Annotated in this window: 38 protein-coding genes; 14 read left to right on the top strand and 24 right to left on the bottom strand. The window is 66.9% G+C overall.

What is annotated here, in order from left to right; genetic code table 11:
• Positions 1-87: 87 nt before the first annotated feature.
• Positions 88-882 (top strand): hypothetical protein, encoded by a 795-nt coding sequence (locus HD595_RS16025; RefSeq protein ID WP_253769828.1) that lies wholly within the window; start codon positions 88-90, stop codon positions 880-882.
• Positions 883-1,002: 120 nt separating this feature from the next.
• Here the strand turns inward: HD595_RS16025 and HD595_RS16020 are convergent, their stop codons facing one another.
• From HD595_RS16020 to HD595_RS15985, 9 genes are all read right to left on the bottom strand, one after another.
• The gene (locus HD595_RS16020; RefSeq protein WP_253769826.1) at positions 1,003-2,244 is read right to left on the bottom strand and encodes a site-specific integrase; all 1,242 of its coding nucleotides are present in this window, start codon (positions 2,242-2,244) and stop codon (positions 1,003-1,005) included.
• Positions 2,244-2,426 carry a helix-turn-helix domain-containing protein gene (locus tag HD595_RS16015; RefSeq protein WP_253769824.1) on the bottom strand — a complete coding sequence of 61 codons (183 nt, stop codon included), beginning with the start codon at positions 2,424-2,426 and terminating at the stop codon, positions 2,244-2,246. The genes HD595_RS16020 and HD595_RS16015 overlap by 1 nt, the downstream gene beginning before the upstream one ends.
• On the bottom strand, positions 2,416-3,756 hold the full coding sequence (locus HD595_RS16010; protein ID WP_253781192.1) for a replication initiator: 1,341 nt from the start codon (positions 3,754-3,756) through the stop codon (positions 2,416-2,418). Before HD595_RS16010 ends, HD595_RS16015 begins: the two co-directional genes overlap by 11 nt.
• A 133-nt stretch (positions 3,757-3,889) precedes the next feature.
• The gene (locus tag HD595_RS45845) at positions 3,890-4,018 is read right to left on the bottom strand and encodes a hypothetical protein (RefSeq protein WP_301309521.1); all 129 of its coding nucleotides are present in this window, start codon (positions 4,016-4,018) and stop codon (positions 3,890-3,892) included.
• 5 nt (positions 4,019-4,023) lie between these two features.
• A complete protein-coding gene (locus HD595_RS16005; RefSeq protein WP_253769822.1) occupies positions 4,024-4,185 on the bottom strand; it encodes a hypothetical protein in 162 nt (53 codons plus the stop codon).
• Positions 4,186-4,207: 22 nt separating this feature from the next.
• Entirely contained in the window at positions 4,208-4,543 is a 336-nt protein-coding gene (locus tag HD595_RS16000; RefSeq protein ID WP_253769820.1) for a hypothetical protein, read from the bottom strand.
• Positions 4,544-4,562: 19 nt separating this feature from the next.
• On the bottom strand, positions 4,563-5,222 hold the full coding sequence (locus HD595_RS15995; RefSeq protein WP_253769818.1) for a DUF2637 domain-containing protein: 660 nt from the start codon (positions 5,220-5,222) through the stop codon (positions 4,563-4,565).
• 19 nt (positions 5,223-5,241) lie between these two features.
• Positions 5,242-6,561, bottom strand: a complete 1,320-nt coding sequence (locus tag HD595_RS15990) for an FtsK/SpoIIIE domain-containing protein (protein WP_253769816.1) — start codon at positions 6,559-6,561, stop codon at positions 5,242-5,244.
• The gene (locus tag HD595_RS15985; RefSeq protein WP_253769814.1) at positions 6,554-6,883 is read right to left on the bottom strand and encodes an SCO3933 family regulatory protein; all 330 of its coding nucleotides are present in this window, start codon (positions 6,881-6,883) and stop codon (positions 6,554-6,556) included. Before HD595_RS15985 ends, HD595_RS15990 begins: the two co-directional genes overlap by 8 nt.
• Before the next feature lie 99 nt (positions 6,884-6,982).
• Here HD595_RS15985 and HD595_RS15980 point away from each other — a divergent pair, with 99 nt between their 5' ends.
• Positions 6,983-7,351, top strand: a complete 369-nt coding sequence (locus HD595_RS15980) for a GntR family transcriptional regulator (RefSeq protein WP_253769811.1) — start codon at positions 6,983-6,985, stop codon at positions 7,349-7,351.
• On the opposite strand, the gene HD595_RS15975 is transcribed toward HD595_RS15980, so the two are convergent.
• Positions 7,311-7,502 carry a hypothetical protein gene (locus HD595_RS15975; RefSeq protein WP_253769810.1) on the bottom strand — a complete coding sequence of 64 codons (192 nt, stop codon included), beginning with the start codon at positions 7,500-7,502 and terminating at the stop codon, positions 7,311-7,313. The genes HD595_RS15980 and HD595_RS15975 overlap by 41 nt on opposite strands.
• Positions 7,499-7,711 carry a hypothetical protein gene (locus HD595_RS15970; RefSeq protein ID WP_253769807.1) on the bottom strand — a complete coding sequence of 71 codons (213 nt, stop codon included), beginning with the start codon at positions 7,709-7,711 and terminating at the stop codon, positions 7,499-7,501. The genes HD595_RS15975 and HD595_RS15970 overlap by 4 nt, the downstream gene beginning before the upstream one ends.
• Before the next feature lie 195 nt (positions 7,712-7,906).
• Between HD595_RS15970 and HD595_RS15965 the strand changes: the two genes are divergently transcribed.
• Both HD595_RS15965 and HD595_RS15960 read left to right on the top strand, forming a co-directional pair.
• Positions 7,907-8,605 (top strand): XRE family transcriptional regulator, encoded by a 699-nt coding sequence (locus HD595_RS15965; protein WP_308211158.1) that lies wholly within the window; start codon positions 7,907-7,909, stop codon positions 8,603-8,605.
• 2 nt (positions 8,606-8,607) lie between these two features.
• Positions 8,608-9,084: an NUDIX hydrolase gene (locus HD595_RS15960; RefSeq protein WP_253769803.1), complete on the top strand. Its 477-nt coding sequence runs from the start codon at positions 8,608-8,610 to the stop codon at positions 9,082-9,084.
• On the opposite strand, the gene HD595_RS15955 is transcribed toward HD595_RS15960, so the two are convergent.
• From HD595_RS15955 to HD595_RS15945, 3 genes are all read right to left on the bottom strand, one after another.
• The gene (locus HD595_RS15955) at positions 9,052-9,618 is read right to left on the bottom strand and encodes an HD domain-containing protein (RefSeq protein WP_308211157.1); all 567 of its coding nucleotides are present in this window, start codon (positions 9,616-9,618) and stop codon (positions 9,052-9,054) included. The two genes, HD595_RS15960 and HD595_RS15955, sit on opposite strands and share 33 nt — an antisense overlap.
• A 67-nt stretch (positions 9,619-9,685) precedes the next feature.
• Positions 9,686-10,186, bottom strand: a complete 501-nt coding sequence (locus HD595_RS15950) for a GntR family transcriptional regulator (protein ID WP_253769801.1) — start codon at positions 10,184-10,186, stop codon at positions 9,686-9,688.
• Complete coding sequence (locus tag HD595_RS15945; protein WP_253769799.1) at positions 10,170-10,523, bottom strand: hypothetical protein; 354 nt, start codon at positions 10,521-10,523, stop codon at positions 10,170-10,172. Before HD595_RS15945 ends, HD595_RS15950 begins: the two co-directional genes overlap by 17 nt.
• 149 nt (positions 10,524-10,672) lie before the next feature.
• Here HD595_RS15945 and HD595_RS15940 point away from each other — a divergent pair, with 149 nt between their 5' ends.
• The 4 genes from HD595_RS15940 to HD595_RS45840 all read left to right on the top strand — a co-directional run bounded on the left by HD595_RS15940 (position 10,673) and on the right by HD595_RS45840 (position 14,056).
• Positions 10,673-11,407: a helix-turn-helix transcriptional regulator gene (locus tag HD595_RS15940; RefSeq protein WP_253769797.1), complete on the top strand. Its 735-nt coding sequence runs from the start codon at positions 10,673-10,675 to the stop codon at positions 11,405-11,407.
• Between the two features lie 249 nt (positions 11,408-11,656).
• Positions 11,657-12,163 carry an antitoxin Xre/MbcA/ParS toxin-binding domain-containing protein gene (locus HD595_RS15935; protein WP_253769795.1) on the top strand — a complete coding sequence of 169 codons (507 nt, stop codon included), beginning with the start codon at positions 11,657-11,659 and terminating at the stop codon, positions 12,161-12,163.
• On the top strand, positions 12,160-12,783 hold the full coding sequence (locus HD595_RS47240; RefSeq protein WP_420540709.1) for an RES family NAD+ phosphorylase: 624 nt from the start codon (positions 12,160-12,162) through the stop codon (positions 12,781-12,783). The genes HD595_RS15935 and HD595_RS47240 overlap by 4 nt, the downstream gene beginning before the upstream one ends.
• Before the next feature lie 1,141 nt (positions 12,784-13,924).
• Positions 13,925-14,056, top strand: coding sequence for a hypothetical protein (locus tag HD595_RS45840; RefSeq protein WP_301309520.1), 132 nt, complete (start codon positions 13,925-13,927; stop codon positions 14,054-14,056).
• A 379-nt stretch (positions 14,057-14,435) separates the two neighbouring features.
• Here HD595_RS45840 and HD595_RS15930 read toward each other — a convergent pair whose 3' ends face one another.
• On the bottom strand, positions 14,436-15,191 hold the full coding sequence (locus HD595_RS15930) for a helix-turn-helix transcriptional regulator (protein WP_253769793.1): 756 nt from the start codon (positions 15,189-15,191) through the stop codon (positions 14,436-14,438).
• Between HD595_RS15930 and HD595_RS46745 the strand changes: the two genes are divergently transcribed.
• Positions 15,087-15,407 carry a hypothetical protein gene (locus tag HD595_RS46745; RefSeq protein WP_253781474.1) on the top strand — a complete coding sequence of 107 codons (321 nt, stop codon included), beginning with the start codon at positions 15,087-15,089 and terminating at the stop codon, positions 15,405-15,407. The two genes, HD595_RS15930 and HD595_RS46745, sit on opposite strands and share 105 nt — an antisense overlap.
• Before the next feature lie 251 nt (positions 15,408-15,658).
• Positions 15,659-15,979, top strand: coding sequence for an EthD family reductase (locus tag HD595_RS15920; RefSeq protein WP_253769791.1), 321 nt, complete (start codon positions 15,659-15,661; stop codon positions 15,977-15,979).
• Positions 15,980-16,209: 230 nt separating this feature from the next.
• Here HD595_RS15920 and HD595_RS46740 read toward each other — a convergent pair whose 3' ends face one another.
• Positions 16,210-17,523 carry an aspartyl protease family protein gene (locus tag HD595_RS46740; protein WP_253769789.1) on the bottom strand — a complete coding sequence of 438 codons (1,314 nt, stop codon included), beginning with the start codon at positions 17,521-17,523 and terminating at the stop codon, positions 16,210-16,212.
• A gap of 255 nt (positions 17,524-17,778) precedes the next feature.
• Here HD595_RS46740 and HD595_RS15910 point away from each other — a divergent pair, with 255 nt between their 5' ends.
• Positions 17,779-18,438, top strand: a complete 660-nt coding sequence (locus tag HD595_RS15910) for a hypothetical protein (RefSeq protein ID WP_253769787.1) — start codon at positions 17,779-17,781, stop codon at positions 18,436-18,438.
• A gap of 97 nt (positions 18,439-18,535) precedes the next feature.
• Here HD595_RS15910 and HD595_RS15905 read toward each other — a convergent pair whose 3' ends face one another.
• From HD595_RS15905 to HD595_RS15875, 7 genes are all read right to left on the bottom strand, one after another.
• On the bottom strand, positions 18,536-18,697 hold the full coding sequence (locus HD595_RS15905) for a hypothetical protein (protein WP_253769785.1): 162 nt from the start codon (positions 18,695-18,697) through the stop codon (positions 18,536-18,538).
• A gap of 95 nt (positions 18,698-18,792) precedes the next feature.
• Entirely contained in the window at positions 18,793-19,347 is a 555-nt protein-coding gene (locus HD595_RS15900) for a S26 family signal peptidase (RefSeq protein ID WP_253781188.1), read from the bottom strand.
• Between the two features lie 2 nt (positions 19,348-19,349).
• Positions 19,350-20,537, bottom strand: coding sequence for an ABC transporter ATP-binding protein (locus HD595_RS15895; RefSeq protein ID WP_253769782.1), 1,188 nt, complete (start codon positions 20,535-20,537; stop codon positions 19,350-19,352).
• Between the two features lie 81 nt (positions 20,538-20,618).
• Positions 20,619-21,248, bottom strand: coding sequence for an ABC transporter ATP-binding protein (locus tag HD595_RS15890; protein ID WP_253769780.1), 630 nt, complete (start codon positions 21,246-21,248; stop codon positions 20,619-20,621).
• On the bottom strand, positions 21,245-21,787 hold the full coding sequence (locus HD595_RS15885) for a thioredoxin domain-containing protein (RefSeq protein ID WP_253769778.1): 543 nt from the start codon (positions 21,785-21,787) through the stop codon (positions 21,245-21,247). The genes HD595_RS15890 and HD595_RS15885 overlap by 4 nt, the downstream gene beginning before the upstream one ends.
• Before the next feature lie 34 nt (positions 21,788-21,821).
• Positions 21,822-22,358: a MauE/DoxX family redox-associated membrane protein gene (locus HD595_RS15880; protein WP_337960022.1), complete on the bottom strand. Its 537-nt coding sequence runs from the start codon at positions 22,356-22,358 to the stop codon at positions 21,822-21,824.
• A 77-nt stretch (positions 22,359-22,435) separates the two neighbouring features.
• On the bottom strand, positions 22,436-22,600 hold the full coding sequence (locus HD595_RS15875) for a hypothetical protein (protein ID WP_253769776.1): 165 nt from the start codon (positions 22,598-22,600) through the stop codon (positions 22,436-22,438).
• A gap of 232 nt (positions 22,601-22,832) precedes the next feature.
• Between HD595_RS15875 and HD595_RS15870 the strand changes: the two genes are divergently transcribed.
• The 3 genes from HD595_RS15870 to HD595_RS15860 all read left to right on the top strand — a co-directional run bounded on the left by HD595_RS15870 (position 22,833) and on the right by HD595_RS15860 (position 25,068).
• The gene (locus HD595_RS15870) at positions 22,833-23,570 is read left to right on the top strand and encodes an AfsR/SARP family transcriptional regulator (protein ID WP_253769775.1); all 738 of its coding nucleotides are present in this window, start codon (positions 22,833-22,835) and stop codon (positions 23,568-23,570) included.
• Positions 23,571-23,701: 131 nt separating this feature from the next.
• Complete coding sequence (locus HD595_RS15865; RefSeq protein ID WP_253769773.1) at positions 23,702-24,190, top strand: vitamin K epoxide reductase family protein; 489 nt, start codon at positions 23,702-23,704, stop codon at positions 24,188-24,190.
• Between the two features lie 50 nt (positions 24,191-24,240).
• Positions 24,241-25,068: a DsbA family protein gene (locus HD595_RS15860; protein WP_253769771.1), complete on the top strand. Its 828-nt coding sequence runs from the start codon at positions 24,241-24,243 to the stop codon at positions 25,066-25,068.
• Between the two features lie 9 nt (positions 25,069-25,077).
• Here the strand turns inward: HD595_RS15860 and HD595_RS15855 are convergent, their stop codons facing one another.
• The gene (locus HD595_RS15855; protein ID WP_253769769.1) at positions 25,078-26,079 is read right to left on the bottom strand and encodes a hypothetical protein; all 1,002 of its coding nucleotides are present in this window, start codon (positions 26,077-26,079) and stop codon (positions 25,078-25,080) included.
• Positions 26,080-26,096: the final 17 nt, after the last annotated feature.

Genomic DNA, 26,096 nt, shown 5'->3' with positions numbered 1-26,096 from the left:
CCGCACTTTCGTGACCTCGTCGAGATCGCGCGTTGCAAAGATCATCCTGCCTGTTCACGATAGCTGTGCAACGAGAGGACGTCCTCGATGAGACGCTGGTCCGCTGCGTCGGTGTTCGCACTATTGGCGGCAGGTCTGGTCGGTCCGTTCAGCGGTGCTGCCGCGGCAGGGACCGCGCGCGTTCCGTCGGATCCTGTGGTGGCGCTGCAGAATGCGCTGATCGAGGGCCATGGGGCGAGATACTCTGCGGTTTCGACCCATGTGATCACGTCCGGATATCAGAAAGGCCATAAGACGGCTGATCGCGCCCGTGGGCGAGCGGAATTCGATCAGGGCAAGGTGCTGGCCATCGATGTCACCATGCGAATCGGCGATGAAACCGCCGTCAGCCCGATCCAGCGGTGGATCGAAGTGGAAGGCCGTGGGTACTGGCGCGACGAAGCGCGGAAATCGAAAGGCAAGTGGGAACTGGTTGAGGATGAGAGCTACCGCCCGCAGGTGAGGGCGGGCCGGATCAATGCCCTCGCTCCCGCCACCCTCAAGGCGGTGCTGGCCACCACGTCGGCCAAGCATTCCACCGCCGATGGTGGCGTCCGCTATCAGGGCACGATCACGCTGGGTGCGCTGGCCAGGCTCGATCCATTGATCCGTATCCCCTTCGGTGGGCGCCCTGACAAGTCCGAGCGGAAGATCAAGGTGTCGTGGCGGTTGTGGGTTGGAAAGGATCACCTGATCCGGCGCCTGTGGACGTCACGGACCGAGCCGGAGAGCCGGGGCTCATCCATAAAGGTGAGGAGCGTCTCGGATTTGCGAGTGAACAGCTGGAGCGACACCGTGAAGGTCAACACACCTCCGCCTGACCAGGTGACAGTTAAGGAGTAGTCCGCTGTATGCGTCGTTGGCAGGCAAACTCCAGCTCGCATAGCCGATCTTCTCTGACTCGTGGATACACATGGGCCCCTTGAGGCGATCCAAAGGACCCATGTGGCAACGGAAGTTGACTTATACCTCGCTTGGGCCATCAAGGCTCTGATTGAGCCGGTCGAGGGCCTTGCGGGTCTCGGGTGACGGGATCTGCGTATACACGTCCATGGTCATCGAGATCTGAGAGTGCCGCAGGATGCGCATCGCGACGCGCGGGTGTACGTCGAGGGCGGCCAGGAGCGAGGCGCAGGTGTGTCGGGTGTCGTGCACGCGGATGCGCGGGACGCCCGCGTTGTGGCAGTGGGTTTCGAAGGCGCGGTTGAAGTTGCGCGGTTCGATCGGTGTGCCGGTCCGGGTGGTGAACGTCAGGTCTGAGGGCTTCCATCTGTCTCCGGCCGCCTTCCGTGCCTCCTCCTGGACACGTTGGCGGTGTCGGAGTGCGGAGACGCAGAGGCCGAACAAGGGGAGGGAAGCCGTCGAGTCGTCTGTCTTGGTCGTCTCGCGGTGGAGAAGCCGGCCGCCGACTCTGGTGAGCTGACGGGAGATCCAGAGCTGTTCGCCGCCGAGGTCTACGCAGTCCCAGGCCAGGCCGAGGACCTCCCCGCGGCGCAGGCCCAGGACGAGGATGAGTACGTAGGCCGCATAGAGCGGGTCGTCGACCTCCCGTAGGTGTTCGAGGAACTTGCGAGCCTCGTCGACCGTCCACACCGCGTGCTGGCGCTTCTTCTTGGTCTTGCTGGCGCTCGGCAGTGTGGTGAGCGATGCGACGTTCTTCGAGATCAGTTCCTCCCGCAGTGCGTGACCCAGGGCGGAGCGCAGGACGCGACGGATGCCCGCGATGGTGCTGCGGGACGGGTAGCCCTTGCAGCACTTGCCGAGCGAGCAGCACCGCCGCTTGTGTTCGGGCCGCTTGTGGTCCTTCTTCTGATCGCAGCAGGTGCAGAGGGTGGGCAGGGTGTTCAGCCAGGTCTGTACGTTGCGGACGGTCAGCTTGTCCAGGCGCTTCGTGCCCAGGCCGGGGACGATGTAGAGCCGGACGAGTGGCTCATAGGCGACGTAGGTTGTCGGTTCCCGGTTGGGTTTGATCACTTCTTCCAGCCAGCGGGACAGGAAGGCGGTCATGGTCAGGTTCTTCGTCGGCACCGGTCCCTTGCGCGACTGCTCGTGCAGGTTGAGCCACTTCTCGTGGGTCTCCTCGCGGGTCTTGCCGTACGCCCACTTACGGGTGCGCTTGCCCTCCGGGGTGGTGACCCAGACATAGCCCGCCCAGCCGCCCTTGTACGGGAAGATCGAGCCTTCCCCGTTCGAGCGCTTGCCCATCAGGCGACCTCCTCACAGAGTCGGGCGACGTAGGTGTCGAGGGCTGAGACCGGGATGCGGCGGCAGCGTTCGCCGACGATGATCGAGGTGATCTCCTCGGAGCGGATGAGGTTGTAGAGGGTCCAGCGGCTGACCTTGAGGATGGCCATCGCCTCGGGGACCGTCAGAAGCTCACAGCTCATGAGGGCTCCGTTCGAGGCGAGCCCCGGTGATGGCGGCGGCGAGGAGCTGGTCTCCGGCCGAGTGGCCCTTGCCCGCGTACTGCCATTCGCTGATGACGAGGACTGTGTCTTCGTCGAAGAGGGGGAGGCGGCCGGTGGTGATCTCGTGTTCGCGGATGTGCTGTTCGCGGGCTGCGCGGAGGGCGCCGAGGGTGGTGGAGTAACGGCGGGAACGGGTGGAGAAGTGGCCGCGGAATCCCAGCATGTGGGCCCGCTCTGCGAGCCGGAGTTCGGCCAGCTCTGTCCGGGTGCCGAGGTGCATGCAGGTGGCGATGAGGCGGCGGGCGTGCTCGCGCAGGTTGAAGGCGTCGAGGTTGTCGAGGGGGTTGATGCGTCGGTCCAGGGTGCCGACGCATTCGGCGGCTTTGGTGGCGTACTTGGCGATGTAGCCGGCGACGGCTTGGTCGGTGAGGTCGCCGTCGAGGGTGATGGGGCGGATGTCGAGTTGGGTGCCCCACTTGAACAGACGGGCGGGTTGGTCGTCGTAGGCGAGGGCCAGGGCGCTGACGACTCGGGCGGCGTGTCGTACGGCGTCGGCCAGGATGTCGGCCGTTGCCCAGGCCGGTGGGGGTGCCGTTGGGCCGCCGGGGCCGTCGAGGCGGATGACCGCATGGAAGTGGACGATGCCGCGTCGCTGGTATTCGGCGACTTTGGCGAACGACAGCGTCAGGTGGTGGCGTAGCTCTTTGAGGGCCAGGCCGCCGAGCTTGGCGAGGTGGCGGCGTAGGGAGTCGGCGAAGCGCTTCCACAGCAGCGGCGCGAGCGCGTTGAACAGGACGGAGCCGGTGTAGTCGTAGCAGTCGGGGCAGAGCGGTTCGCCGAGGCACGCGTCGTCGGGGCCGTGCTGGGTGGTGCAGGACATGACGAGACCGTGCGGGCAGGGCTCGGCGTCCCGTCGAGGGTGGCAGGGCAGGACCTTGCCGCCCTGCTCACGTCGGGCGTGCACGGCGCCGAAGGACGGCGCGGTCAGGGTGACGAACAGGGTCGGGTGGCTCGTGACCGTGTCTGGAACGCCTTTGCCGCCGACGAGGCCGGCGCGGATGAGGTGGTAGGTGTCAGCGCGGTAGGTCTCGGCGCAGGCGGGGCAGCGGGAGGCGCGGCGGGTCTTGCACGGGAGGCGCAGGACGCCGTCCGGCTCTGTGCGGGTGGTGTAGCGGTGCAGGAGCCGGCCGGTGGCGCGGTCGTAGTGGTCGACTTTGCCGCGCAGGTGGATGGGTTGGCGGCAGCCGCCGGTGCGGTGGATCTGGGCGGCCCAGCGGTCGTAGTCGGGGCTGTTGAGCCGGGCGATCATGCCCGCTTTGGCGTGCGCGGTGGTGTGGGTTGCAGGCAAGATGGAGACCTCCTTTCACTCGTTCGGGTGAGGGGATGGCCCCCGACCTGGCGTGTGTCTTGGCGGATGTGCGGTCAGGCCGGGGGCGCTGCGCTTATGGGGCGCCGTGGTTGTCGATGCCGATGCCGTCGCAGTCGAGGCAGCGGTTGCGGTCGTCGTCGAGGCCGGTGCCGTTGCAGGTGCAGCAGCGGTAGCGCGTGATCGTCAGTTCGTGTTCGTCCATGGCGGTCAGGTCCGCTTGCGCGGGTGGGTGGTGACGTAGATGCGCCAGTGGCGGGGCTTGGCGCGGTCGGAGTAGGCGCGCGAGACGCCGGAGACGGTGAAGTTCAGACGGAGCCGGATCAGGGCGTCGATGAGTTCGGCGCGGGTGCCGTCGAGGCGGATGCGCATGGCCGGTTTCTCCTTTCGTCGGTCAGGTGGAGGGTGTGGGGTCGGGTTGGACGCATCCGTGGTAGCTGGCGGCTGCCGCGTGGCGGGCGCGGGCTTCGGTGGTGATGGCAATGGCGCGGTACTGGATGGGGCCGAAGCTGATCGCGGTGGTGTAGTGGCCGTAGTCGGGCTCGTCTTTGATGGGCGAGCCGAGGCGGGCGGCGATCTGGTCGATCTCGGCGCGCTGGTCGGCGTCGCTGCCGTCGCGGGTGAAGTGGTAGAGCGGGGCGGTCGCGGAGACGGGGATGTCGGGGTGGGCGTCGAGGAAGTCGGCCAGGTGGCGCAGGCCGGTGATGATGGCGGTTCGGTCGTGGGTCATGGTGGATCTCCCTTCGTGATCAGGCGGTGTGCAGCGTGTGGAGCAGGTCGGTGGCGAGTTGATTGGAGATGCCGAGGCGGGCGCGTAGGGCATCGCGGGTGATGGGCTTGCCATGGCGGGTGTGGTGTTCGTCGGCGATGCGGCGGGCGTAGTCGACGAGCGCCGGGGCGGGGCCGTCCTTGCGGACGTCCTGGTCGGCTTCGGTGTCCTGGCGGGTCAGGACGGGAGCCGGGGCGCACGTCGAGGCAGGGACGAACGCTGTGGACGGCTCGGAGGCCGGGGTGGGTTCGGCACGCGTGCCGGTGGTGCGGCGTTCGAGCATGGAGACGGCGATGAGGAACGCGCCAGCCGGGGTGGCGGCGGTGATCCAGCCCCACACGGTTGGGTCGGCTTGTTGCAGGTTGGCCGCCAATGAGAGGGCGATGCCGCCGGTCAGGACCAGAACGGGCCACGACAACCGACCGCGCCGTACACGACCGGTCTTCTTGTCGCGTTGGCGTTCGCGGGCGGCCATGACGCATGTGAGGTCGATGCAGATGGCGACGGCCCAGGACATCCAACCGGTTTGGCCGTGTTCGGTGGCGGTGCCGCGGATGTGGGTGAACGATCCGGCGCCGGCGATGGCGGCCAGGACGAGCACGGGGCCGGTGTCGAGGAGCCAGCTGGTGATGCGTCGCATCGTTCCTCCCTTCGTGGGGTCAAGCGTTGGCCTGTTCGGGCAGGTGGGCCGTGATCTCCGCCCAGGGCGAGGTGAGGTGGGCGTGGGTGTGGGCGGCGTGTTCGGCGGTCTGTTCGCTGACGTAGAAGGAGCGGGCGCGGTACCACTGGCCGTCCTGTCCGGCGACGATGGCGACGCCGGGTGTCTCGGCGGGGATGGCGCGGGCCGAGGCGAGCGCGGCCGGGTCGAGGTCGCCGAGGGTCATGGTCGCGGTCTCGGGGTCGTTGACGCGGTGGCAGATCCGGCCGGAGCACTGGGCGCGGAGGGCGGTGACGCCGGGACCGAGGTCGGAGCCGATGCGCTGGCCGCAGCAGAACAGGTAGATGCCGAACGCCCGCCCGAGCTGAGCCACCCGCAACAGCGCGGTCGAGGTCTTGGCGATCTCGTCCTTCTCCGACTTGTCGGCCATCAAATACAGCTCGGCCAGTTCGTCGACCAGGACCACGACAGGCACCGGGCGTAGGACCGGCGGTAGCTGCCACACGTTGCGGGCGGAAGCTTGGCGGCAGACGCCCATCCGGTCGAGCATCAGCGCGACCAGGTCGTCCAGGAGTCGTCCGGCTTCGTCGCGGCAGGTGGCCAGGGCCGACAGGCGCGGCGCGTACGGTGTGAACTCCACGCCGCCTTTGAGGTCGATGCCGACCAAGGCGACGGGTTGTGGAGAGAGGCCGACGATGAGCGCATTGGCGAGGTTGGACTTGCCGGATTGCGTCGCTCCAGCGTTCAGCCAGTGCGGTACGGTGCGAAAGTCGATCACCCAGGGCTTGCCGGTCTCCAGCCGGCCGACGGTGACCTTGAGCAGGTCTGTCGATGGCGGGAGCTGGTCGACGGTGACCAGCGGGTCCCGCATGGTCGCCGCCAGCACGACCCGCCCAGGCCCGGGTGAGGACACGCGGATCGCATGGACACCCCAGGAGTGAGCAAGGCGTTCGGCGGCGTCGGCGTAGTCGCCAGGTGTCTGGCCCTCCAAGGTGTGGACGGTGACGCGCCAGCCGTGCCGCGTCGGCAAGGGCAGCCACATGAACGGCTTGGTGTCGACGGCGACCCGCTGGAAGCGCCGCTTGACCTTGACGATCCCGGTCGAGGCGACCAGGCCGGGGACGGTCGTGAACCACCAGCGCTGCCGCTTTTTCGTCAGCCCGCACCCGAGCGCGATACGCCGCCAGGAGGCACGGACCGAGACGGCGGTGATCGGGAAGCCGACGAGCAGCCAGAACGACGGGTGGTGCCAGCGGCGCCAGGCCCACAGCCCCACCCCGATCAGGGGCAGGACTGCGAGCCAGAGCGGCAGGTCAGACACCGGCGGCCTCCCGCGCTGGGAGCAGGGCCGAGGCGCGGTAGGAGATGCCCCACCGGCCGGACATCTCCCAGACGTAGCCGACCAGGCCGACGGCGTTGACGGGGTCGCCGGCGGTGATGGGCGGCTCGCCGGTGATGCCGATCTTGACGAGTTCGATCCGGCCGAACTCGTCCTCGACCGAGACGGTGACCTCGTAGACGGTGTTGCCGTTCTTGTCGGTCTTGATCTCGCCGGTGTCCTTGTTGAGGACCCGAGGGCGGGGTGCCTTGACGCAGGTGATGGTGAGCTTGCCGGTGTCGACCGGGATCGGGATGGTGCGCATGGCGTGTGACCTCCTTATACGTCGTAGCCAACATGGTTAACCTAGTTGGCTCAGTTGTCAATGTTGGCGTGGCTGTCTTGGTGTGGTGAGATTGACGCGATGGTCAAGCACACCGGGCGGCCCGGCTACCTCCAGATCGCCGACGATCTCCGCGCCCAGATCCGCGGCGGCGCCCTCGCGCCTGGCAGCCCTCTGCCGTCCACCGCCCAGCTCGCCGAGGAGTACGACTCCTCGCTGTCGGTGGTGAAGATGGCCGTCGGCATCCTGCGCAACGAGGGCCTGGTGATCGGCCAGCAGGGCAAGGGCGTCTTCGTCCGCGACACGAGCGACATCCCGGCCGCCGGCGATCTGGCCGGCGAGGTCGCCGAGCTGCGCACCGCCGTACAAGACCTCTCGGCGCGCCTGGCGAAGATGGAGGAGCAGCTCGCTACGTCCACTGCACGCCGTCCCTCACGTGGCAGCCGGTGACCCGACGCGCCAGCGACGCCGACACGCCGGACACCTCACGCCGCAGCGTCATAGCCCTGTCCTGACGGCGGATCCCGACCAGGACCGCGACGTACCCCACCAGCAGCAGCGCGCCGAGCAGCACGGCGACGATCAGCGGAAGCCAGCTCACGTCCAGCTCACCCCCGCCGCGGCGACGGTACGCGGACCGCGCGGGGGACGCCGGGACTCGGCCCGCCGCCGCTCGCGCCGGTTCCGAGCCCGCTGCTTACGCGTCCAGCGCTCTCGCGCCAGGCACTTGGAGCACCGCACCTGACCGTGGGCCAGCGCGTTGCCGCACTCGCACGAGGGCGTCTCGTCCAGGAAGCTGATCATGTTCATTGGGGCATCTCCTCCTTCGGTTGGGGGCGTTGTGGCGTTGTGCAACCGAGGATGCGACGCAGAGTCAGGACGAGATCACTACACGACGGGACATGTTCAAGACGTCCGGCCTACGATGTGCAGGTCCCCGGACGTCCTCACTGGGCAGGTGCGATGGCGAACGAACGGCTACGCGCGGCGCTTCTCCAGAAAGGCGTGACCATCGCCGACCTGGCCGACGCGATCGAAGTCGACCCCAAGACCGTCGAACGCTGGATCACCAAAGGACGCGAACCGTATCGAAAGCACCGCTTCGCCACGGCCTCCTACCTCGGCGTCGACGAGACGTACCTGTGGCCCGAAGCCCTCACCCGCGACCAGGTTGCCGCGGCCTCGCAGAGCGAAGTCCTCACGATCTACCCGCACCGGTGGGCGGTTCCGCGGGACATCTGGGGACGCCTATTCTCAGGCGCGTCCGAGGAGATCGACGTCCTCGTCTACAGCGGTCTGTTCCTGGCCGACGACGCCGGCCTGATGCGCATGTTCGGCGACAAGGCCCGCTCAGGGGTACGCGTCCGCGTCCTGCTCGGCGACCCCGACAGCCACGAGGTCGCCCAGCGCGGCGCCGACGAAGGCATCGGCGACAGCATGGCCGCCCAGATCCGCAGCGCCCTCGTCTTCTACCGCCCCATCATCGGACTGGACAACTTCGAGCTCAGGCTGCACGACACGATCCTGTACAACTCGATCTACCGCGCCGACGACGAGTACCTGATCAACACCCACGTGTACGGCACCCGCGCCGGCAACGCCCCCGTCCTCCACCTGCGCCGCGTGGCCGGAGGCGACATGGTCGCCACCTACGCCGAGAGCTACGAGAAGGTCTGGGCCAAGGCCACCCCGGTAGAGTCCTGACCATGGGCCAGCGCATCGACTTCCACCACGACCCCGACGCGCCCAAACCCAACAGCCTGGTCCCGTCCGTCAACGTCATCGTCACCAACGACGCCGGCGACCTGCTGATGATCCACCGCACCGACAACGACAACTGGGCCCCACCCGGCGGCGCCATCGACCTCGGCGAGTCCCTGCCCCAAGCCGCGGTCCGGGAGACGCTGGAGGAAACCGGCATCACCTGCGAGATCACCGGCCTGGTCGGCACCTACACCGACCCCGGCCACGTGATCCTCTACACCTCCAACGGCGAGGTCCGCCAGGAGTTCTCCATCGTCCTCACCGGACGAGCCGTCTCCGGGGAGCCGACGACGAGTGCGGAGTCCCGCGAGGTGCAATGGGTGTCCCGCGACGAGGTCCTGTCCCTGCCCATGGCGGCCTCGATGCGGATGCGGATCGAGCACTACCTAGCCGGCGTCGGCCTGCCGCACATCGGCTAGCGCCGCCTCCACCGCCCGCACTGACGACACGATGCACGGCGTCGCCGCCGTGATCGACCGGCTCACCACATGGTCAGACCCATAACGAGAGTGGATCTCCGCCAGCCGATCCCGTACATCCAGGTGCCGGCCATCCGGATCGGTTGTCATGTCGCAGTACGTCAGCGCCCGCGCCAGGTCCGGCCGCTCCACGTCGAACTCCGCCGCCAGGACGTCGAACAGGTCCCGCTCCCGAGCCTCGTTGTCCGCACACGAGTGGTACGCCACCAGCCGGCACAACCGATCCTCCGCGCCGACCACGTTGCGCAGGTATCGCGCGCCGTCGAGTTGATGCATGCCGGTGTCGACCAGGTCAGGGGCGTACCCGATGTCATGCAGCAGCGCGGCGGCGATCAACGTGTCCGTCTCCGCGCCGAGGATCCCGGCCAGGCTCTCGGCCCGTTCGGCGACCCCCTGTGTGTGCGCCCACCGCCGGGGCAACGCGGTCGCCAATAGGTCCTCGGCCAGCCCGTACGCCCACTCAACCTGTCCCACGAGCCACACGATAGACATCACGGACGGAGCCGCAGCTAGAGGGCAAGGCCAGACGTCCCAGGACGTCTCACTCTCTCGGCTGCCGTCCAACCCTCACCCGGACAAACCGGCCGCGACCATGCTGGGCTACGACCAGGCCCTCTTGCTCCAGCACTGCCAATGCCTGTCTCACCGTGTTGCGAGAGGAACCGAAGCACCGCCGAAGGTCAGCCTCACTCGGTATGGCAGCACCCGGACCCAGCTCCCCACGCGCGATTCGCCCGCGCAACTCGGCGGCGATCACCAGATACCGGTACGGCGGCGCCGCCGGCCTCTCCCCGCACACCACCCGCCCCTTGGACGGAACGGTGACCAACAGTCCTTCGTCCTCCAGCATCGCCAGCCCCCGCCGGACCGTGTTACGCGCCACCCCGAAGAGGCGACCCAACGTCGTCTCCGAGGGCAACACGCTGCCCGGCGGGAACTCACCCGAGACGATCCGCTCCCGAAGCCGGTCGGCGACCTGCGGGTAGACACGCCCGCCAGTCAGCCACCGACCTCTGGCCACCGGATCAACCGCGGTAGGCATCGATCATCTTGTTCAGGTCGATGCTGAGCTCGCGCTGCTCGCCGTCGTTCCACCCATCGCGGGCAGCCTGCTCGACCCGGTCCACCGCGGCGGGCATCTGGAGGAACGAGACCCGCTCGTCGCCCTGGTCGCCCCAGTAGAACCAGCAGAACGGCAGCTGCACGAACACCCGTCGCATCCTGCACCGGCTGTCGGTGACGTCCAGGGCCGGCCGCCCGTCCTGGGCCACGACCAGCACCGCCGTGATCTCTCGCCGCGCCAGCTCCTTGCCCAGCGCGGTCAGCAACCGCTCCGCGTACGCCCGCTGCTGCTCCTTGACGGTCTTGCTCGTCTGCATACTCGTCCCTCCTGACGCTCCCGATTGGGTGTACGCGTCGAGGTTCGCCCGGAGGTCAGGGGCGGGAACACCACAACTTAGGGACGTCTAGGGACGTCTGATGTATCGTCGCAGTACGAGACCGTTTCGCGAGACAAGCAGGCGGGCCCATGAACAACAACCTGCGCTACGCACTGGCAGCAGCTCGACTCACCCCGACCGATGTGGCCGCCGCGTTAGCCGTCGACCCCAAGACCGTCGCCCGCTGGCTCCAGGGCCGCACCCCCTACCCACGCCACCGCTGGGCCATCGCCGACCTCCTCCACATCGACGAGGTCGAGCTATGGCCAGAAACGGACCAGCGCCACCGAGTGTTCGCCGACGGCGTCGAAGCGGTCTACCCACACCGCTGGAGCGTCCCCCAGAGGATGTGGCGCGACCTGTTCCAAGGAGCAACGGCCGAGATCGGCATCCTGGCCTACAGCGCCCTGTTCATCGCCGAGGACCCTGGCCTCCTCCGCGTCCTCACCGATCGCGCCAGTGCTGGCACCAAGGTGCGTATCCTCCTCGGCAACCCCGCCAGCTCTGAGGTAGCCGCCCGAGGAAACGATGAAGGCATCGGCTCCGACGTCATGTCCGCACGCATCCGCAATGCCCTCGCCTTCTACCACCCTCTGACAGTCGGCGAAGGTATCAAGCTCCGGCTACACCGCACAGTGCTCTACAGCTCGATCTACCGAGCCGACGACGACCTCCTCGTCAACACACACGCCTATGCGACCCCAGCAGCCGACGCCCCCGTCATGCACCTACGCCGCACCGAATCTCACGGCACAGCGGCCACGTACCTCACCTGCTTTGAACGCGTGTGGACCACCGCTGAGCCCTATCGCCACGATTGCTGAGCCGGATCAAGAAGACCAGCAAGATCAGAAAGCAAATTATCTATACGTCATCAAGGGCAGCCCACCTGCGGCGGCTGCCGCGCGTCGGGCGGTCGCTGGCCGCGCTGCGGCTCTTCGGCCGGTCGCGGCCAGCACCGCTCACGCGCTGACGATCACGAAGACTATATCGATCGCTGACCAAGCCGAGCCAAGGCGATGTTTGCCCAGGTAGAGTTGACTTGGTTGACGGGTTGACGCCATGATGGAAACATGCCAGCAAGACATGAGCAGCTGGAACGAGGGTTCCGTGATGGGCTGATCAACCTCAAAGACCTCATCGAGCATCTATCCCCAGAGGAGGCGTATGAGTACGGGTACGAAGCCGCATACTCGGCTCTGGCGCCTGTTGCTTGGTCGCAGGCGGTAGGAGAACGCTTGGACACAAGTGAGGTAACAAGCCTGCTTCGTATTAGTCGCCAAGCCTTGGCCAAACGAGTTGAGTCGGCCAGTCTTCTCGGGCTTCCGGGAAAGCAAACCACCTACTACCCATCCTGGCAGTTTGATCGCTCCCGTCGATCAATCCGTCCGGAGGTACGAGCGATCTTGCGTGTTTTTGATTCACACGGCGAGGCGGATCGCTACATGATTGCCTCTTGGATGATGACGCCAAATCCTGCGTTGAATGACGCTAAGCCTGCCGAATGGCTAGAGGGCGGTAAGGAGGTGAGCCAGCTACTGGATGCAGCGCGACAGGTTGCAGGAAGGTGGGACTCATGACGCCTCGTGCGCCACGTACCAAGTCGGGAATTCAAGATCTTCGCGACTTTCCGTCGGAGACGGTAAGATTTGGCGACGATTTCTATAGAGCCCACAAGTCCGAACATGATCCGAGCTATTTCTGTAACTGCGGGAAATGCCGCTTCGATCCGCCCAAGAGTGCTAAGGGCAGGTACGGAACGTGCCACACGGCTTACTCCGACCTCGTGGCCCTTCTGGAACATATAGGTGACGAAAAGCTCGACATGATAACTCGGGAGTGGATACTGAAGCGTACAATTAGCAGGATTACTCCCACAAGAAACTTCAAGATTGCTGATCTGCTCGCGCGTAAGCACGTTGGTCGTTGGCGCATTGACGCCGACCTCCAGGCTGGCACGAAGCGTTCTCTCTCTAAAGGGTGGGGTTCTGCCCTCCAGCAGGCGGGCTTTCAGGGTGTGCGGCACAAGTCCCGGCGCGATGCAGCATTGGAGGAACTCTGCATCGCTTTCTTTGGCCCCCCAGGAGAACAGCCCAGTCTCCTAAAACATGAATCCCCCGAACCCATTAGCCCGCATCTGCTACGACGGCTTGCGAACGAGTTCGGCATCAGGGTATTTCCGCAGTCTCACCTGCACTAGCGGTACGATCGCTATCTCCTGCATACGCCCGGCCGGTTGGTAGTGCACGCCGTTACGATCGCTGACTTCGCTAATCGTCGCGACTGGTTGGGGCGATCGACGCCGAGGCCCTCCTTCGTCGGGCCCCGGCACCGGATAACTGTGGCTGACGTAACAGCAACGCTGGCCGCAATGTCCCGACGCGCCCACACGGCTGCATTGCGCATACACCGGACTGTACTCTCGATCAAGCCGAGCGTGGAGATCGTCTTGCGACCAGATGAATATGCTGTAATTCCTTTCCGCGCTATACAATCGTGGAAAGCAGCACTGCTCTTACGATCACATGCCACTAATTTCCGATTTCTAATCCTGGGATCTTCGTGACCGCAGAGTTTAGTCGCGGCAAAGCTGCTCCGGTCGGCAATGATGGTCGGCTTTGCTGACGCCTGCTGTCTTATCTGATCCAGGCGCTTAGATCAAAGGTGACAAACGGTGCACCCGACCTGATCGTCATCTTCATCGAGGGAGGCGGAGAGAATCTCGAGAAGGGGGCGGTTGGATTTGAGGCGTCCTGCGGTGCGTTTCATGGCATCTCGGTTCTTAGCTTCGATCTCTTCCCTTCGAGCGATAATATCCTCTAGTGACTCGCCCTGGGATCAGGTGCACTTGCGGTCCTTCATAGCGGTGTGCTGGTAATTTAGCTTCTCTTCGTAGGTGATAGCCTTATCGAAAAGGTTGGGGTGTCGATCCTTTAGTCCAACCCATTCATGCTTTCGTCGGAAGAAGCAGAAGTAGCATCCCGATCGGGTGCGCCATTCGTAATAAGCGGGCACGTACATCCGCGGCTTCGCCCACGAGGCGGTCATGAGCCCGTACGGCAACGGCGGGCCGTGGCCGGGGGTGCTCGACTTCGTGCCTGAGGTGTTCCGTCCGTATGTGCAGGAGCCAGCGTTCTGAGACGAGGACGGCATGCCAGTCGTGACCGCCTGCCTGTGGCGCGCCGCCGGTGATGACTGTTGGCGGATAGGTGAGATCGACTACCCGGATGGCGTGAGCGATCCCGATGGGGCTGTGTCTCTGTTCGCGCGGCTCGTCGATCCGTCTCCGGAGGCGTTCCGAAGGTTTGCAGAGGACTACTACGAGGTGCCCGTGGATCTCGATGCGGTGCGGCACTTTCTATGCCCTGCGGCCGCTGACGCAGACGATCGTCGCCGCGCTGAACGCCGACCTTTCCATGGGTGACCTCGCCTACGACCTTGCGGCGGCCCGCTACCCGTCCGTTGCTGGCTGAGAAACGAGGAAGGCCACCGCGACTCTTCTCCTGCGCGAGCTGAGGGCAGTAGCGCCGAGGCGCGTTGACAGCGCGCTGTACAGCAGCGCGTACAGCAACACCGCCTCACGCGATCTCATGGGATCGACCTGTATCCACCGCCTCAGCAGGCCAGCAGCGCGCGAACGCGGCACCTGCCCTTCCCTACGGATCAGAAGGTTGGGGTTTCGAGTACCTCCGGCCGCACACATGCGAAAGGCCCTCCGGGATGATTCCGGAGGGCCTTTTTCGTGGCCGTACAGCTCTTCCGCGCCGCTGAAACCGTTTCTCGACACAAGCGGGGGCGGCTAGGGAGTGGCCTGCCCCCTCTTGCCGGATCCGGCCTCGACGGTGTCGTGAGTCACCAGCGACCTCGTCTGTCTCGTCGCCAGCGAGTGGGTGGCGTGCCGTAGCGGTTCTTGAACGCGCGGCTGAATGCCGCCTCCGACGTGTAGCCAACTCTCTGGGCGATGAGCGTGACCGGAAGAGAGGTGTCGCGCAGCAGATCGGTGGCGGCGTCCAGGCGTACATGCGCGAGATAGGCGGCCGGCGGCATGCCGACGCGAGCGACGAACCGCGCAGCGAACGCCGACCGGGAAAGGTTGCAGGCTCGGGCCACCTCCTCGACTGTCCAGTCGTGGCCGGGGTCTCGGTGGATGGCGCTCAAGGCCAGACCGATCTGCGGGTCGAACGCGCCGGGCAGCCAGCTGGGTTCGGCGTCCGTGCCGGCGGCCCAGGCGCGCAGAATCTGGATGAAGATCAGATCGAGGATGCGGGCGACCATCACCGCCGACCCTTGAGAGGGCGAGCGCATCTCCAGTACGAGCATCCTGTGGGCGACTTCGAGCCCTTCGAGCGCTGGACCGTGGGCGCCGCGCAGGACGATCATGGCCGGGAGGCTCCCGAGCAGGTGGCTGGCCCGCGGGTCGCCGATCGTGAACGTTCCGCAGAGCCAGCGCGTCGGCTCGGGTGCGTCGTTCTCGGCTTCGCCGGCGCTCACGGTCGCGTGCGCGTGCTTGCCCACGTCGGTGATGTGGTGCGGGTCGCCGCGAGGGAGCAGGACGACATCGCCGCGGCTCACGTGCTCGACGTGCGGGTCTCCGTCCACCTGAAGCACGAGCTCGCCCTCTTCGATGATGTGCAGGCTGCCCAGATCGGCGAAGCCGATCGAGAAGGTTGGCGGCGGAGCGTACGCAACGATCCGTTAACCGCTCAGACGGACCCTCCGGAGCAGCTCCGAGAGCAGATCGTGCGACTGACTGTCTGCGTCGAGCCCGAGCGCGGCATTCTCAAGCGCCGGCGGGTCGACGAACCCATGTGGCGGTCCCGGTAAATCGGCTGACGTCGCTGGACGATCAGCAAAATTTCCTGGCGGAGCGGTCATGGTCGCTGCTCATTCCTCTAACTACGATCAACGAACAGCGAGCGAGGCCGACAAACGGAACGACTCAGGACCGCGCTGTGTGATGTGCCGACTTCTTCTGTCGGAGAAGCAGCTGCGCCGGCGAAAGTTCGCCCGACATCATCGCCCAAGTCTGGCTCTGCTCGCTTGTGTCTACCAAGACTAACAACAGGAGATCATCCATGACGGAGCACGACAGGCCGACCAAGATCAGCTTCATCTACTCCAACCCCACCGACCCGGACGCCTTCGAGGCGGCTTACACCGATCAGCTCGCGCTGGCGCGCAAGCTCCCTGGCCTGACTCGGCTGCAGGCGTCGAAGGTCTGGCCCAAGGAGGACGGCAGCCCCACTCCGGCGTACCGGCTGTTGGACCTGTACTTCGCCGACTACGCGGCGGCCAGCGCCGCCGCGGCGGAGGCGGGTCCCCTCGTCGCCGCCACCCGCGAGCACGCCACCGGAGGCGTTCTGATCGCCTTCGCAGAAGTCCTCGAGGACGCCTAGGTCGAACGAGGCGGCTTCCAGCCCCGTCGTCGCTGCGGCGACCGACAGTGACCGTCAACGGTGTGATCCTGCCGACGACAGGCGATGCTCGTTCGACTACGGATCAGAAGGTTGGAGTTTCGAGTCTCTCTCGGCCGCGCTCATTCGGAAGGCCCGCTACCGGAGAAAGCCTGGAGCGGGCCTTCGTGCCTGTCAGGGTCATCTCGGGATCTTGCCGACGCCGGCAGTGATCAGGTGGCCTTGCCGCGGCTGATGTAGAGGTTCATGCCGGTGAAGTCGAGGGTGATGTTGTACGGCTTCCAGAAGCAGTGGGCGAACCAGCCGATCGCGTCGAACCCCGGCCCGTACGGCCAGGGCACGTTGACCGGCATGTTCGGGTCCGTTTCGCAGTAGACCTCGTTGGCGACGGCGCCGCCGAGCCGGATCTCCTTCGGGTAGCAGGGGTACGTGATGGTCGCGTGGCTGTGGGCGGCGGTCTCGATCGGGCGGTCGGGGTCGGTGCGGACGCCGAGCTGCTTGGCCACCTCCCCGGCCATGCCCGCGACCATCTCGCCGACTCCGCCGAAGTTCACGCCCATCACCCGTGGGCCGGAGCCGGCGATGCTGCCCGTGCTCTGGAGGTCGTGGTCGCGGGACAGCCACAGCGGCAGGGGCTCGGTGCCCGCCCGGGTGGCGGCGGCGCGTACCTTGCGGGCCGACTCGGGGGTCGGGCGGCGCAGGATCAGCGACCGGCCCGCGTAGTCGAAGGTGGTCAGCAGGTGGTAGAAGACCCACGTGCCGATCAGGCCGTCGTTGTCGGTGCTGACATCCTCGCCCGACTCCGTCGCCGACCAGCCCACGGGGACGTTGCGCAGTTCGATGCCGCCCAGCTTGAGGGAGTCCAGCACCCCGTAGTACACCCAGATGACGGTGCCTTCGAAGTCGGTCTTCTCTTTGTACACGGGGCTCAACCCGGCTTCCTCGGCCGCCGTCGCGGTCAGGCTCAGACTCGGGGCGCCGGTGTAGAACGTGAGGCGCTTCGGCGGTCCGCCGTTGACCGAGGCCTCCACCAGCGGAGACGGGTCCATCCGCAGCCATGGCACCCGGCCGATGTCGCCGTGGATCTGATACGGCTTGCCGCGGATCGCCGCGAACCACCTGGCATAGCCTTCCTCGCCGGCCGCTCGCCAGTGCGGCACGGAGAGGGAGAGCTTGTCCTGCCGGATGTAGCAGTCGCCCAGCAGCGCGTTGGTCTCCTTGTCCTCGGGCGCCAACCTGAGGGCCATCGTCAGGTACTTCTCAGCGTCGGGGAACGTGTTGCCCAGCAGCCCGACATAGCCGCGCCGGCGGGCCGCGTGCAGGTTCGTGGGGTCTTTTCTCAGGATCTCCTCATACGCGCGGCCGGCCTCCTCGAACCTCCCCGCCTTGAACAACGCGTCCGCGTCACCACCGCCGGCCAGCGCCATGCCCGCCCCGCCCAGCAGCGGCGCCGCCGCGGCGGCACCGGCCACCACGGCCGCGCCCCGCAACAACGAACGCCGGTCCCACTTCCCGTCATCAGCCACGGCGCTCTCCTCTTCCGTGATCACCTTCCGGAACCGGGGGACCATGCCCCCGGCACGGACCGCTGCGGTCCATGCCCCACACTGAAGACCGAAGAGCGTTGCGGTGGCGTTCGCGATTTTCGATACGCCCGCGATACCTCGTGGCCGTACAGCGGCATGGAGGCAGCCGGGCCTGGGAGGCCGCGCGGTTATGGCGGCGAGCTCGGCAGAACGTCGCCGGCGTCCGATTGGATGGGGCGCATGACTGCTCACGACGTGGCGCCGCTGTTGCCCGGCGTCGCGGTGCTCCGCGATCTCTCCCGATCCATGGCGGTGCTGGAGGCCATCCTGAGCCCGGATGACTGGGAGAGTCGCCACCACTCCTTCGACGCGGCCTGGGACTCGGCGGAGGAGATGGGTTCCATGCGGAACGGCTCCGGAGACGAGTACTCCATCGTCTTCTCGGCGGGCGGCGCCTACATTCGCGGGTTCGATCACGAGGCTGCGATGAGCCCGTACGGGAACGACGGGCCATGGCCGGGAGTGCTCGACTCGGTCCCCGACGTCTTCCGCCACTGCGTGCTGGAGCCCGCCTTCTGCGACGAGGACGGCATGCCGCTCGTGACCGCCTGTCTATGGCGCGAGGTGGGCGACAGCGGATGGCGGGTGGGCGAGATCGACTATCCGGAGGGCGAAAGTGATCCCGACGGATCGGCCCACCTCTTCGCGCTGCTCACGGATCCGGCACCGGAGGCGTTCCAACGGTTCGCCGAGGACTATTACGAGGTTCGGGTGGATCTCGATGCGGTACGGCACGTCTATGCGCTTCGCCCGCTGACGCAGGCGGTCGTCTCCGCGTTGAACGCCGACGTCGCGCTGGAGGACCTCGCCGACGACCTCGCGACAGCACGGTACCCGTACGGCACGGCTCGATAAGGGAAACGGCTCCGCGGATTTCACCGATCCGCGGAGCCGTCGCACTTTTGCGGGCCTCGACGTCTGATGTTCCGGCCCCGCGCTCAGAGCCGTCCGCTCACAGGCACTTGATGGAGCAGTTGGTGTACTGGATGCAACTGTTGTAGTTGCACTGCCAGCAGCTCGCGTAGCACATGTAGGCGCAGCCGGCCGACGCCTCGACCTTGGGGACGAACAGGCCGATGAGCCTGGCCCCGACCGATTCGATATTCCTCAACATGTCAATCCCTTCTTTCAGGCGGTGAGTGGATTGTCAGAGGAATAGTTTCACCCGGTGGTTAAGATCCAGCTAATTCATGAGGCGTCATAAATGGGTCACTCGCGTGTCGGTTGAACGACCACGCCCAGTACTCTTTCGGCGGGGAAAAAGCCTATCGAGCGCGAATCGAAGCTGACCCGGCGATTGTCGCCCAGCAGCACCAGGCTGCCCGCGGGCACTGCGCGGCCGTAGGCGCGTGGGGAGTGGGGAAGATGTTCGCTCCTGATCTCGTCACCGGGAAGCGCGGCGATGCGTTTGATCAGCCAGCGTCGTCGTGAGATCTCCTTCGCGGCGGCCCCGGGTCGGAGCGGAGCGCCGAGCCACTCGCCGCTCTCGGTGGGCTGCTCCACCACGACCACCCCTCCCACGCGCAAGGGCGACCGCCGTGACACGAGTACGCGCTCGCCCTGCCGGTAGGCGGGTTCCATGCTCATTCCCCGTACCGTGACGCTGGCGAATCTTCCGCGGGCGACGGCCCTGAAGACGAGCGCGCTTCCGCAGAGCAGAACGGTGACGCAGCACAATGCCCCGGAGACGACGACGCCGTGGGCGAATGAGTAGACGGCGCCCGCGAACGCGGTGACGAGTCCCGCGAACACCACGATCGCCACGATCAAGGAAGAACACCTCCGCCTAGAGTTGCGCCTTCGTTGTCCGGCCCGTAGCCGGCGGACTGCAGCCGGAAGAGCCTCGCGTACTCGCCGTCGGCCGACAGCAGCTCGGCATGGCGACCGGACTCGGCGATGCGCCCGTCGCCGAGCACGACGATCATGTCCGCGTGTCTCACGGCGTTCAGCCGATGAGAGATCAGCACGCTGATCCTGCCCGCTCGACAGCTTCGCAACGAGCTGTGGATCTCGTCCTCGGCCTGGGCGTCCAGGCCCGCGGACGGCTCGTCGAGGATCATCACGTCGCGATCGTCGCGGAGGAGGCCGCGGGCCAGCGACAGGCGCTGCCATTGCCCCTCGGACAGCACCAGGCCCGTGTCGGGATCGTCCTTGTCGGCCTCGCTGAAGTACGTGCGCGAGAGCAGCGTGCCGTACCCATGGGGCAGAGCGGACAGGGCCTCGTGGATCCCGGCCCTGCGGGCCGCGTCGGCCAGGCGTGGGTGGTCATCCAGTGCCCTGAGATCGCCGAGAGCGATGTTCTCCTCGGCTGTCATGTCGTAGTGCATGTAGTCCTGGAAGACCGCGCCGATCCGGTCGCGGTACGCCGAGACGTCGAAGAGCCGGATGTCGATGCCGTCCCACAGGATCCGGCCGCGGGTGGGATCGTAGAAGCGGCAGAGCAGCTTCACGAGTGTGGACTTGCCGGCCCCGTTCAGTCCCACCAGGGAGATGCTCGTGGCCGCGGGGATGAACAGGTCGACGCCCCGCAGGATCCACGGATGCCTCTCCGAGTAGCGGAACCACACGTCGCGCAGCTCGATCCCGGTCCGCAGGGGAGCCGGGAGCAGCGACCCAGGTCGTACCGGATCAGGGGCGGCGGTCGTCACCTCGCGGTAGTGCCCGAACATCAGCAGGCTGTGATGCGTCCTGGCGACGTCGATCGTGAGCGTGACCAGCGCGTTCTGCGTCCCCGAGACCGCGGCGACGAAGACGGCCACGGCGCCCGGCGTCAGCTCGCCGGCCCCCGCCGCCAGAACCGCCCAGACCAGGCCCCCGCCGGCCAGCACGGCCGACAGCGAGCTCAGCGCGAGCTGGGTCATGACCTCCCGCTTGGCCACTGCCTGCTTCGCATGGTTGGCTCGATTCCGGTGGTCGAGCATCCGGGCCCGCAGGAAGGGGCCGATGCCGAACAACCGGATCTCCTTGGCCGCCTCGACCGTGGAGAGCAGGCTCGCGTAGAAGAACTCCCGGCGCTCGACCGGCCCGATTCTCCCCTACATCCGCGCGTTGGCCCGCGAGAGCGCGAGCTGCGCGCCGAGCGCGGGCAGGCCGGCGGCCAGGACCAGCGCTGCCATCGGCGGGCTCAGCGTCAGCATCGTGCCGAGGAAGCCGAGCGCCACGACCGTCGACTGCACCGTCCCCACCATGCCGTCGAGCGCCTGGTTCGGGTACGGCGACGTGCTCGTGGACTGCACGGCCAGCCTGAGTCGGTCCAGGAAGCCGGGGTCCTCGAAGGGGGCGAGCCCGGGGAGCCGCTCGACCGCTGTGAAGAGACGGTCCTGCGCCAGCAGCCCGACCCGCCGATCCATCTCTCCGCGCAGGAAGCGGATCACCTGCGGGACCACCGACACCACCAGCCCGCCCACGGCCAGGCCGAGCACCGGACCGATGAGCACGCCCGTGCGGGACGCGGCGTCCGCGATGCCGTCGATGACCAGCTTCAGCTGCCAGGCGATGAAGACAGGGGCGAGCCCCACGGCGAGTGTGGCCGCCACGTGGAGCGCCAGCACGCCGGGTGCCGCCGCGATGGCGAGCGACCAGGCGGCCAGCCCGCCGAGTGCCCACGACGGCGTCCGGAGGCCGACCCCATGCCCACGCCGGAGCCGCGTCCCCGGGCGGGTCATGCTGCCACAGGAGCCGGCCGATTGAGGTTCACCCGGTCGCTGCGTACGGTCAGCCGGCCTCTGTCGTCACGCGCCACGGCGAGGACGACCGGATATCTCTGCACGCCGAACGCCGAGTTGACCGGATCGCTGGCCTTCTCCACGACGACGCGGGCCACCGGGCCGAGGGCCGTGACGAAGCCGTCGAGATCCTCACCCTCGCCTATCACGACGGCCAGCGCCTGCCTGCGCCCCTCGGGCAGCGTCCTGGCGTAGGCGACGAACTTGGGCAGGCGTTCCTGGCAGGGAGCGCAGGTGGCCGAGAAGAAGGCCACGACGGAGCCGTCGAGCAGCGATTCGCGGGACACCGTCTCCCCGTCCACGGTGACCGCGTCGAAGGCGTCGACGGCTTCGCCCCTGCCGATCGAGGCGGTGCCCTCCGGGGCCCGGCTGAGCAACTCGGTGTGCTCGCGCAGTCTGCGTATCACGCCGAGCATGAGGGCGAGATTCAGGACTCCGAGCAATGCCGCCAACATCGCCACGACGGCTGCGATGGACATAGGAACTCTCCTCGATGTGCTGGGTCGTCCGGGACTAGGCAGCCCGGCTCATGGGCTTGAACAGCTCGTAGATGTCGTCCAGCGCCGCGAGCAACCCGCCCAGGACCAGGCCGACGGCGATGGCGGCCCAGCTGTCGGCCGGGCGGTACGCGTCGTTCATCGCGTGGAAGGCGAGGCCGGCGAGCGCGAGGCAGGCCAGGGTGATGTTCCGTACGACGTGATGGATCCCCATGGGGGTGGTGGACCGCCCGAAGCAGTGACATGGCCGCCGCGTCCCGTCGCGCAGTGCCGTACCGATGGCGGCCGAGAAGCCCCCGAGCAGCGCCGCCGCTCCCGCCAGGCCAAGACACGCGGTCGCCCGCAACGGGGTCACGAGCAGGGCGAGGACGAGGAGCTCCGCGGCGACCACCAGCCGGGCGACCCCGCGTCCGAGTCGCGGGGGGACCAGCCGCATCTCGGCGACGGCGGTCGTGAATCTGTCGAAAGCGCCACGCGGCACTGTTTTACCGATGAACGAGGCGAGAAATATAAATGCGAGCATTGCATCGATGCCGTAAGCGGCATGCCGCATATCCGGGCTCCTCGCTTATTGTCAAGCCCCCCTTGGGCGGAGACTTCCGCACTCCCCGCCCAAGAGAGACGATTACCTCAGCCGTTGCAGCTGACGTGGCAGTCGGTCCAGACCTGACAGGGTCCGTAGTTGCACTGCCAGCACTGGGCGTAGCACTGCGGCACACAGCTCGCGGATGCCTCGACCGCCGGGATAAGGCGGGCAATCAGTTGTGCTCCGAGCTCCTGGAACTTGCCGAACATGACCTCACTCCTCTCGCAGTGGAACAGTGGCCATCTGCGGCCACTTCTTCGGTTCCTGCAGAGTTGCTGTGCCGGGTAAAAATTTGGCTAAAGTGCAGGTCTGGGCGCTGATATCACTCTTTGTAGCTCCGGTGTCACGCTCATGCCTGGTTGTCACTATCGCATTGCATATGACCGATTGCCTTGTTAGCCTTCGGACGCTTGACCGCTGACGGGGCGCAAGGAGGGGCCGGTGCAATTCCAAGTGCTGGGTGTGGTGAAAACCTGCAAGGATGACGTAGCGATTCCGTTGCCGCCCAAGCCGCGCCATCTCCTGGCGATTCTCTTGTCCCGGAAGGGCCGGCCCGTATCCGCCGACCACCTCATCGATTTGTTATGGGGAGACCGTCCGCCCCGTACGGCGCGCAAGAATCTCCAAGTGCAGGTGTGCTGCCTGCGCCGCCTGCTCGACGACCCCGGCAGGATCACCCTGTCCGGTTCGGGATACGAGGCCTCGCTCGATTCCGAGGAACTCGACGCCCACGTGTTCGAGCGGTTGGTCGACAGCGGCCGGGCCAGCCTGGCGGAGGGGCACGTACCGGAGGGCATCCGGACGTTGCGCGAGGCGCTCGCGCTGTGGAGCGGCGTCGCCTACGACGGGCTGACGACGGCGGAAGGCGTCTTCCACGAGCGCTCGCGCCTGACCGAGATCAAACTCGCGGCGATGGAGGACCTGTACGACGCCGAAATCGCCCGCGGCTGCCATCGTGAGGTTCTGCCCGAAATCTTTGAGGTGTCCCTGGAGCATCCTTATAGGGAAGGATTGCTGGCCCAACTTCTCCTGGCGACATACCGTGACGGCCGGCCCAACGAGGCGATCGCACTCTACCACCAAAGACGCGAGCTTTTCGTGCGTGAACTCGGCACTGAACCCGGACGCCGGCTCCGCGCCTTGTACGAGGCCATGTTGAATGAGGATGTGCTTCTCTGACCGGACCGTGCTCCTTGTGGGGCGTCGCCGGGACCGGCCCCGCGCCCTCTTGGGATGTGTCATCATCTGAGAGCCGTCTGGCACTTTCAGCTATTTGGGCTCCGTCAGGGGAGCCGGCCGGAAGGGACGATATGGAAACGAGCGAGGCCGCGCCGCGGGTGCCGAAGGCGGGCTATACGCAACCCCGATGGCTCTCCGTCGTGGTCGGAACGCTGGTGCTGGCGGGGCTGGCGATTTCCAGCTATCTCGCCGTCGTCCACTACAACAACGACGTCGTCCTGGTGTGCTCGAAAAGCGCGACGATCGACTGCGAGTCGGTCACCACGAGTAAGTTCTCCGAACTCGCCGGCGTTCCCCTCCCCGTGCTGGGCCTGCTTTTCTTCCTGGCCCTCGGCGTGCTGAACCTGCCGTTCGCGATACGTTCCTCCCGTCCGCTTCTCAGGTGGGGACGACTGGCCTGCGTGGTCGCGGGCGTGCTTTTCGTCGTCTATCTGGTCGCGGCCGAAATCATCCTGGGAAAGATCTGCCTGTGGTGCACCGCGATCCATGTGCTCACCGTGCTGCTGTTCGTCCTGGTGCTGACGGGAGAACTCCGCCGCATCGCCGATTCGCCCCAGTGACCCGACCGGCGTGTTGAATCCGGCGCCATGGATTTCCGCGAGGAGAGAGAATGAGTAAGAGCACCCGTCAGCGATCCGCCCGGGAGAGGCTTGCGGAGGAGCGGCGCCGCCAGGCGATACGCGACAAGCAGCGCAAGCTGATCGTCGGGGTGCTGAGCGGTGTGCTGGTGGCCGCCGTCGTGGTCGTCGTGGCGGTGCTGGTCGTCAACAGGAGTAGCCAGAGCGATCAGAAGGCCGTCGCCTACACCGGCCCCCTCGCGCCGATCAGCCGCCAGTCCGACGGTTCGATCCTCATGTCCAAGCAGGACGTCACCCAGCCGACCCTGGAGATCTACGAAGACTTCCAGTGCCCCATGTGCAAGCGATTCGAGGAGCGGGTCGGGGACAAGGTCAAGAGTCTCGCGGCGAAAGGCAAGGTCAGGGTCGTCTACCGCCCCTTCCAGCTCTTCAAGGCCCCGGACTTCCAGGAACCGGTTCCCTCGGTCTCCCGCCGTGGCGCCAACGCGGCCATGTGCGCCCCCGCCGACCATTGGCCGTCGTACGCGAAGACCTTGTTCGCCTACCAGCCCGAGGAAGGCAAGGAGGGCTTCGCCGACAAGGAGCTGCTCAACTGGGCCCGTGATCTCGGCTTCTACACCCCGGCCTTCGAGTCGTGCGTGACCGGCGCGCAGAAGGCCGGCGACGTCGACAAGAGCACGCAGTACGCGGCGGCGCAGAACGTGACGGGCACCCCCACCCTCAAGGTGAACGGCCAGCCGCTCAGCCAGGAGACCGTCCAGCAGATCTTCGGCGACCCGTCGTCCCTCGAGCAACTGCTCACGAAGAGCGCCACGTCCACGGCGTCCGCCAGCCCGTCCCCGAGCGCCTCGAAGCAGTGAAGCGTCCCCCTACCGGGTCGGCGTGAAGGACGAGACGACCAGCCAGACGGCGGCGGCTGCGATCACTACTACGACGGCGAGGTCCTTCGCCCGCCCCCACGAGCGCCGTACGAGGTGGACGGCCCCGGCTCGGGAGACCGATATCCCGGGGCGCCGGATGGCCGCCGCGACGAGGCCGGCCGCCACGAGCAGGTTCCATCGCACCGAGTCGGCGAGGAACGACGGGAACTCGTCGCCGCACTGCGCCATGTACGTCACGAGGTCGAGCAGCGGCGAGAGCAGGAGAACCGCGGCGGTCGCGGCGCCGAAGGCCCGTCCCCACCGGGCAGGTGCGGTGGCTCCCGCGGTCGCCGCCAGCGCGACGAGGACGACCGGCAGGCCGATCACGTCAGCGTCGCAGGACCACCACACGAGGCCGTCCCAGGGCGATTGCGTCGTGTTGCCGGCGTAGAGGATGACCTCGAACCTGCCGGCCGTGATCGGGAGGCGGTGGAACATCGCCGCCCATGCCGCCGCCCCGGCGGCGCCCGCCCACAGGACCGGGGTCCACGGAGCGGACCCGCGTGCCGGGGGCGGGCGGGGCGCCAGGAGCAGCGTTCCCGCGGCCACCGGGTAGCAGACGATCAACGGCCAGGGCGGCACGACCGCGCGTAACCGCGCGGTGCACGGGTCGAGACCCGGCAGGAAGAACGCGGTGAAGAGCCCGAACGCCAGCACGACCCCGACCGCCGCGACGGCGGCCGGCGTGGCCCGGCGCGACCCGCGCAGGAGAAGACCGGCCAGCAGGACCGGCAGCAGGAGAACCGCCCAGAACAGCAGCTCTCCCGGCGTGCTCTCCAGCGCGTACGGGCCCTCACCCGCGAGGTCCGGGGCGGAGCAGAACCAGCCGACGCTCCGCCGCCCGACCCCGAAGGCCGTCAGGATCACCGGTCCGGAGGCCGCCAGAACCGCGCCGAAGCGCAGCGCCGCTCCCGTCGGGGACGGCGCTTCCGCGGTGGGTCCCTGCGTCACGGCGCCCTCTCCCGTAA

The sequence above is a fragment of the Nonomuraea roseoviolacea subsp. carminata genome (assembly GCF_024172185.1).
Lineage (GTDB): Bacteria > Actinomycetota > Actinomycetes > Streptosporangiales > Streptosporangiaceae > Nonomuraea > Nonomuraea roseoviolacea.
This window is presented reverse-complemented; position numbering and strand designations above follow the sequence as displayed.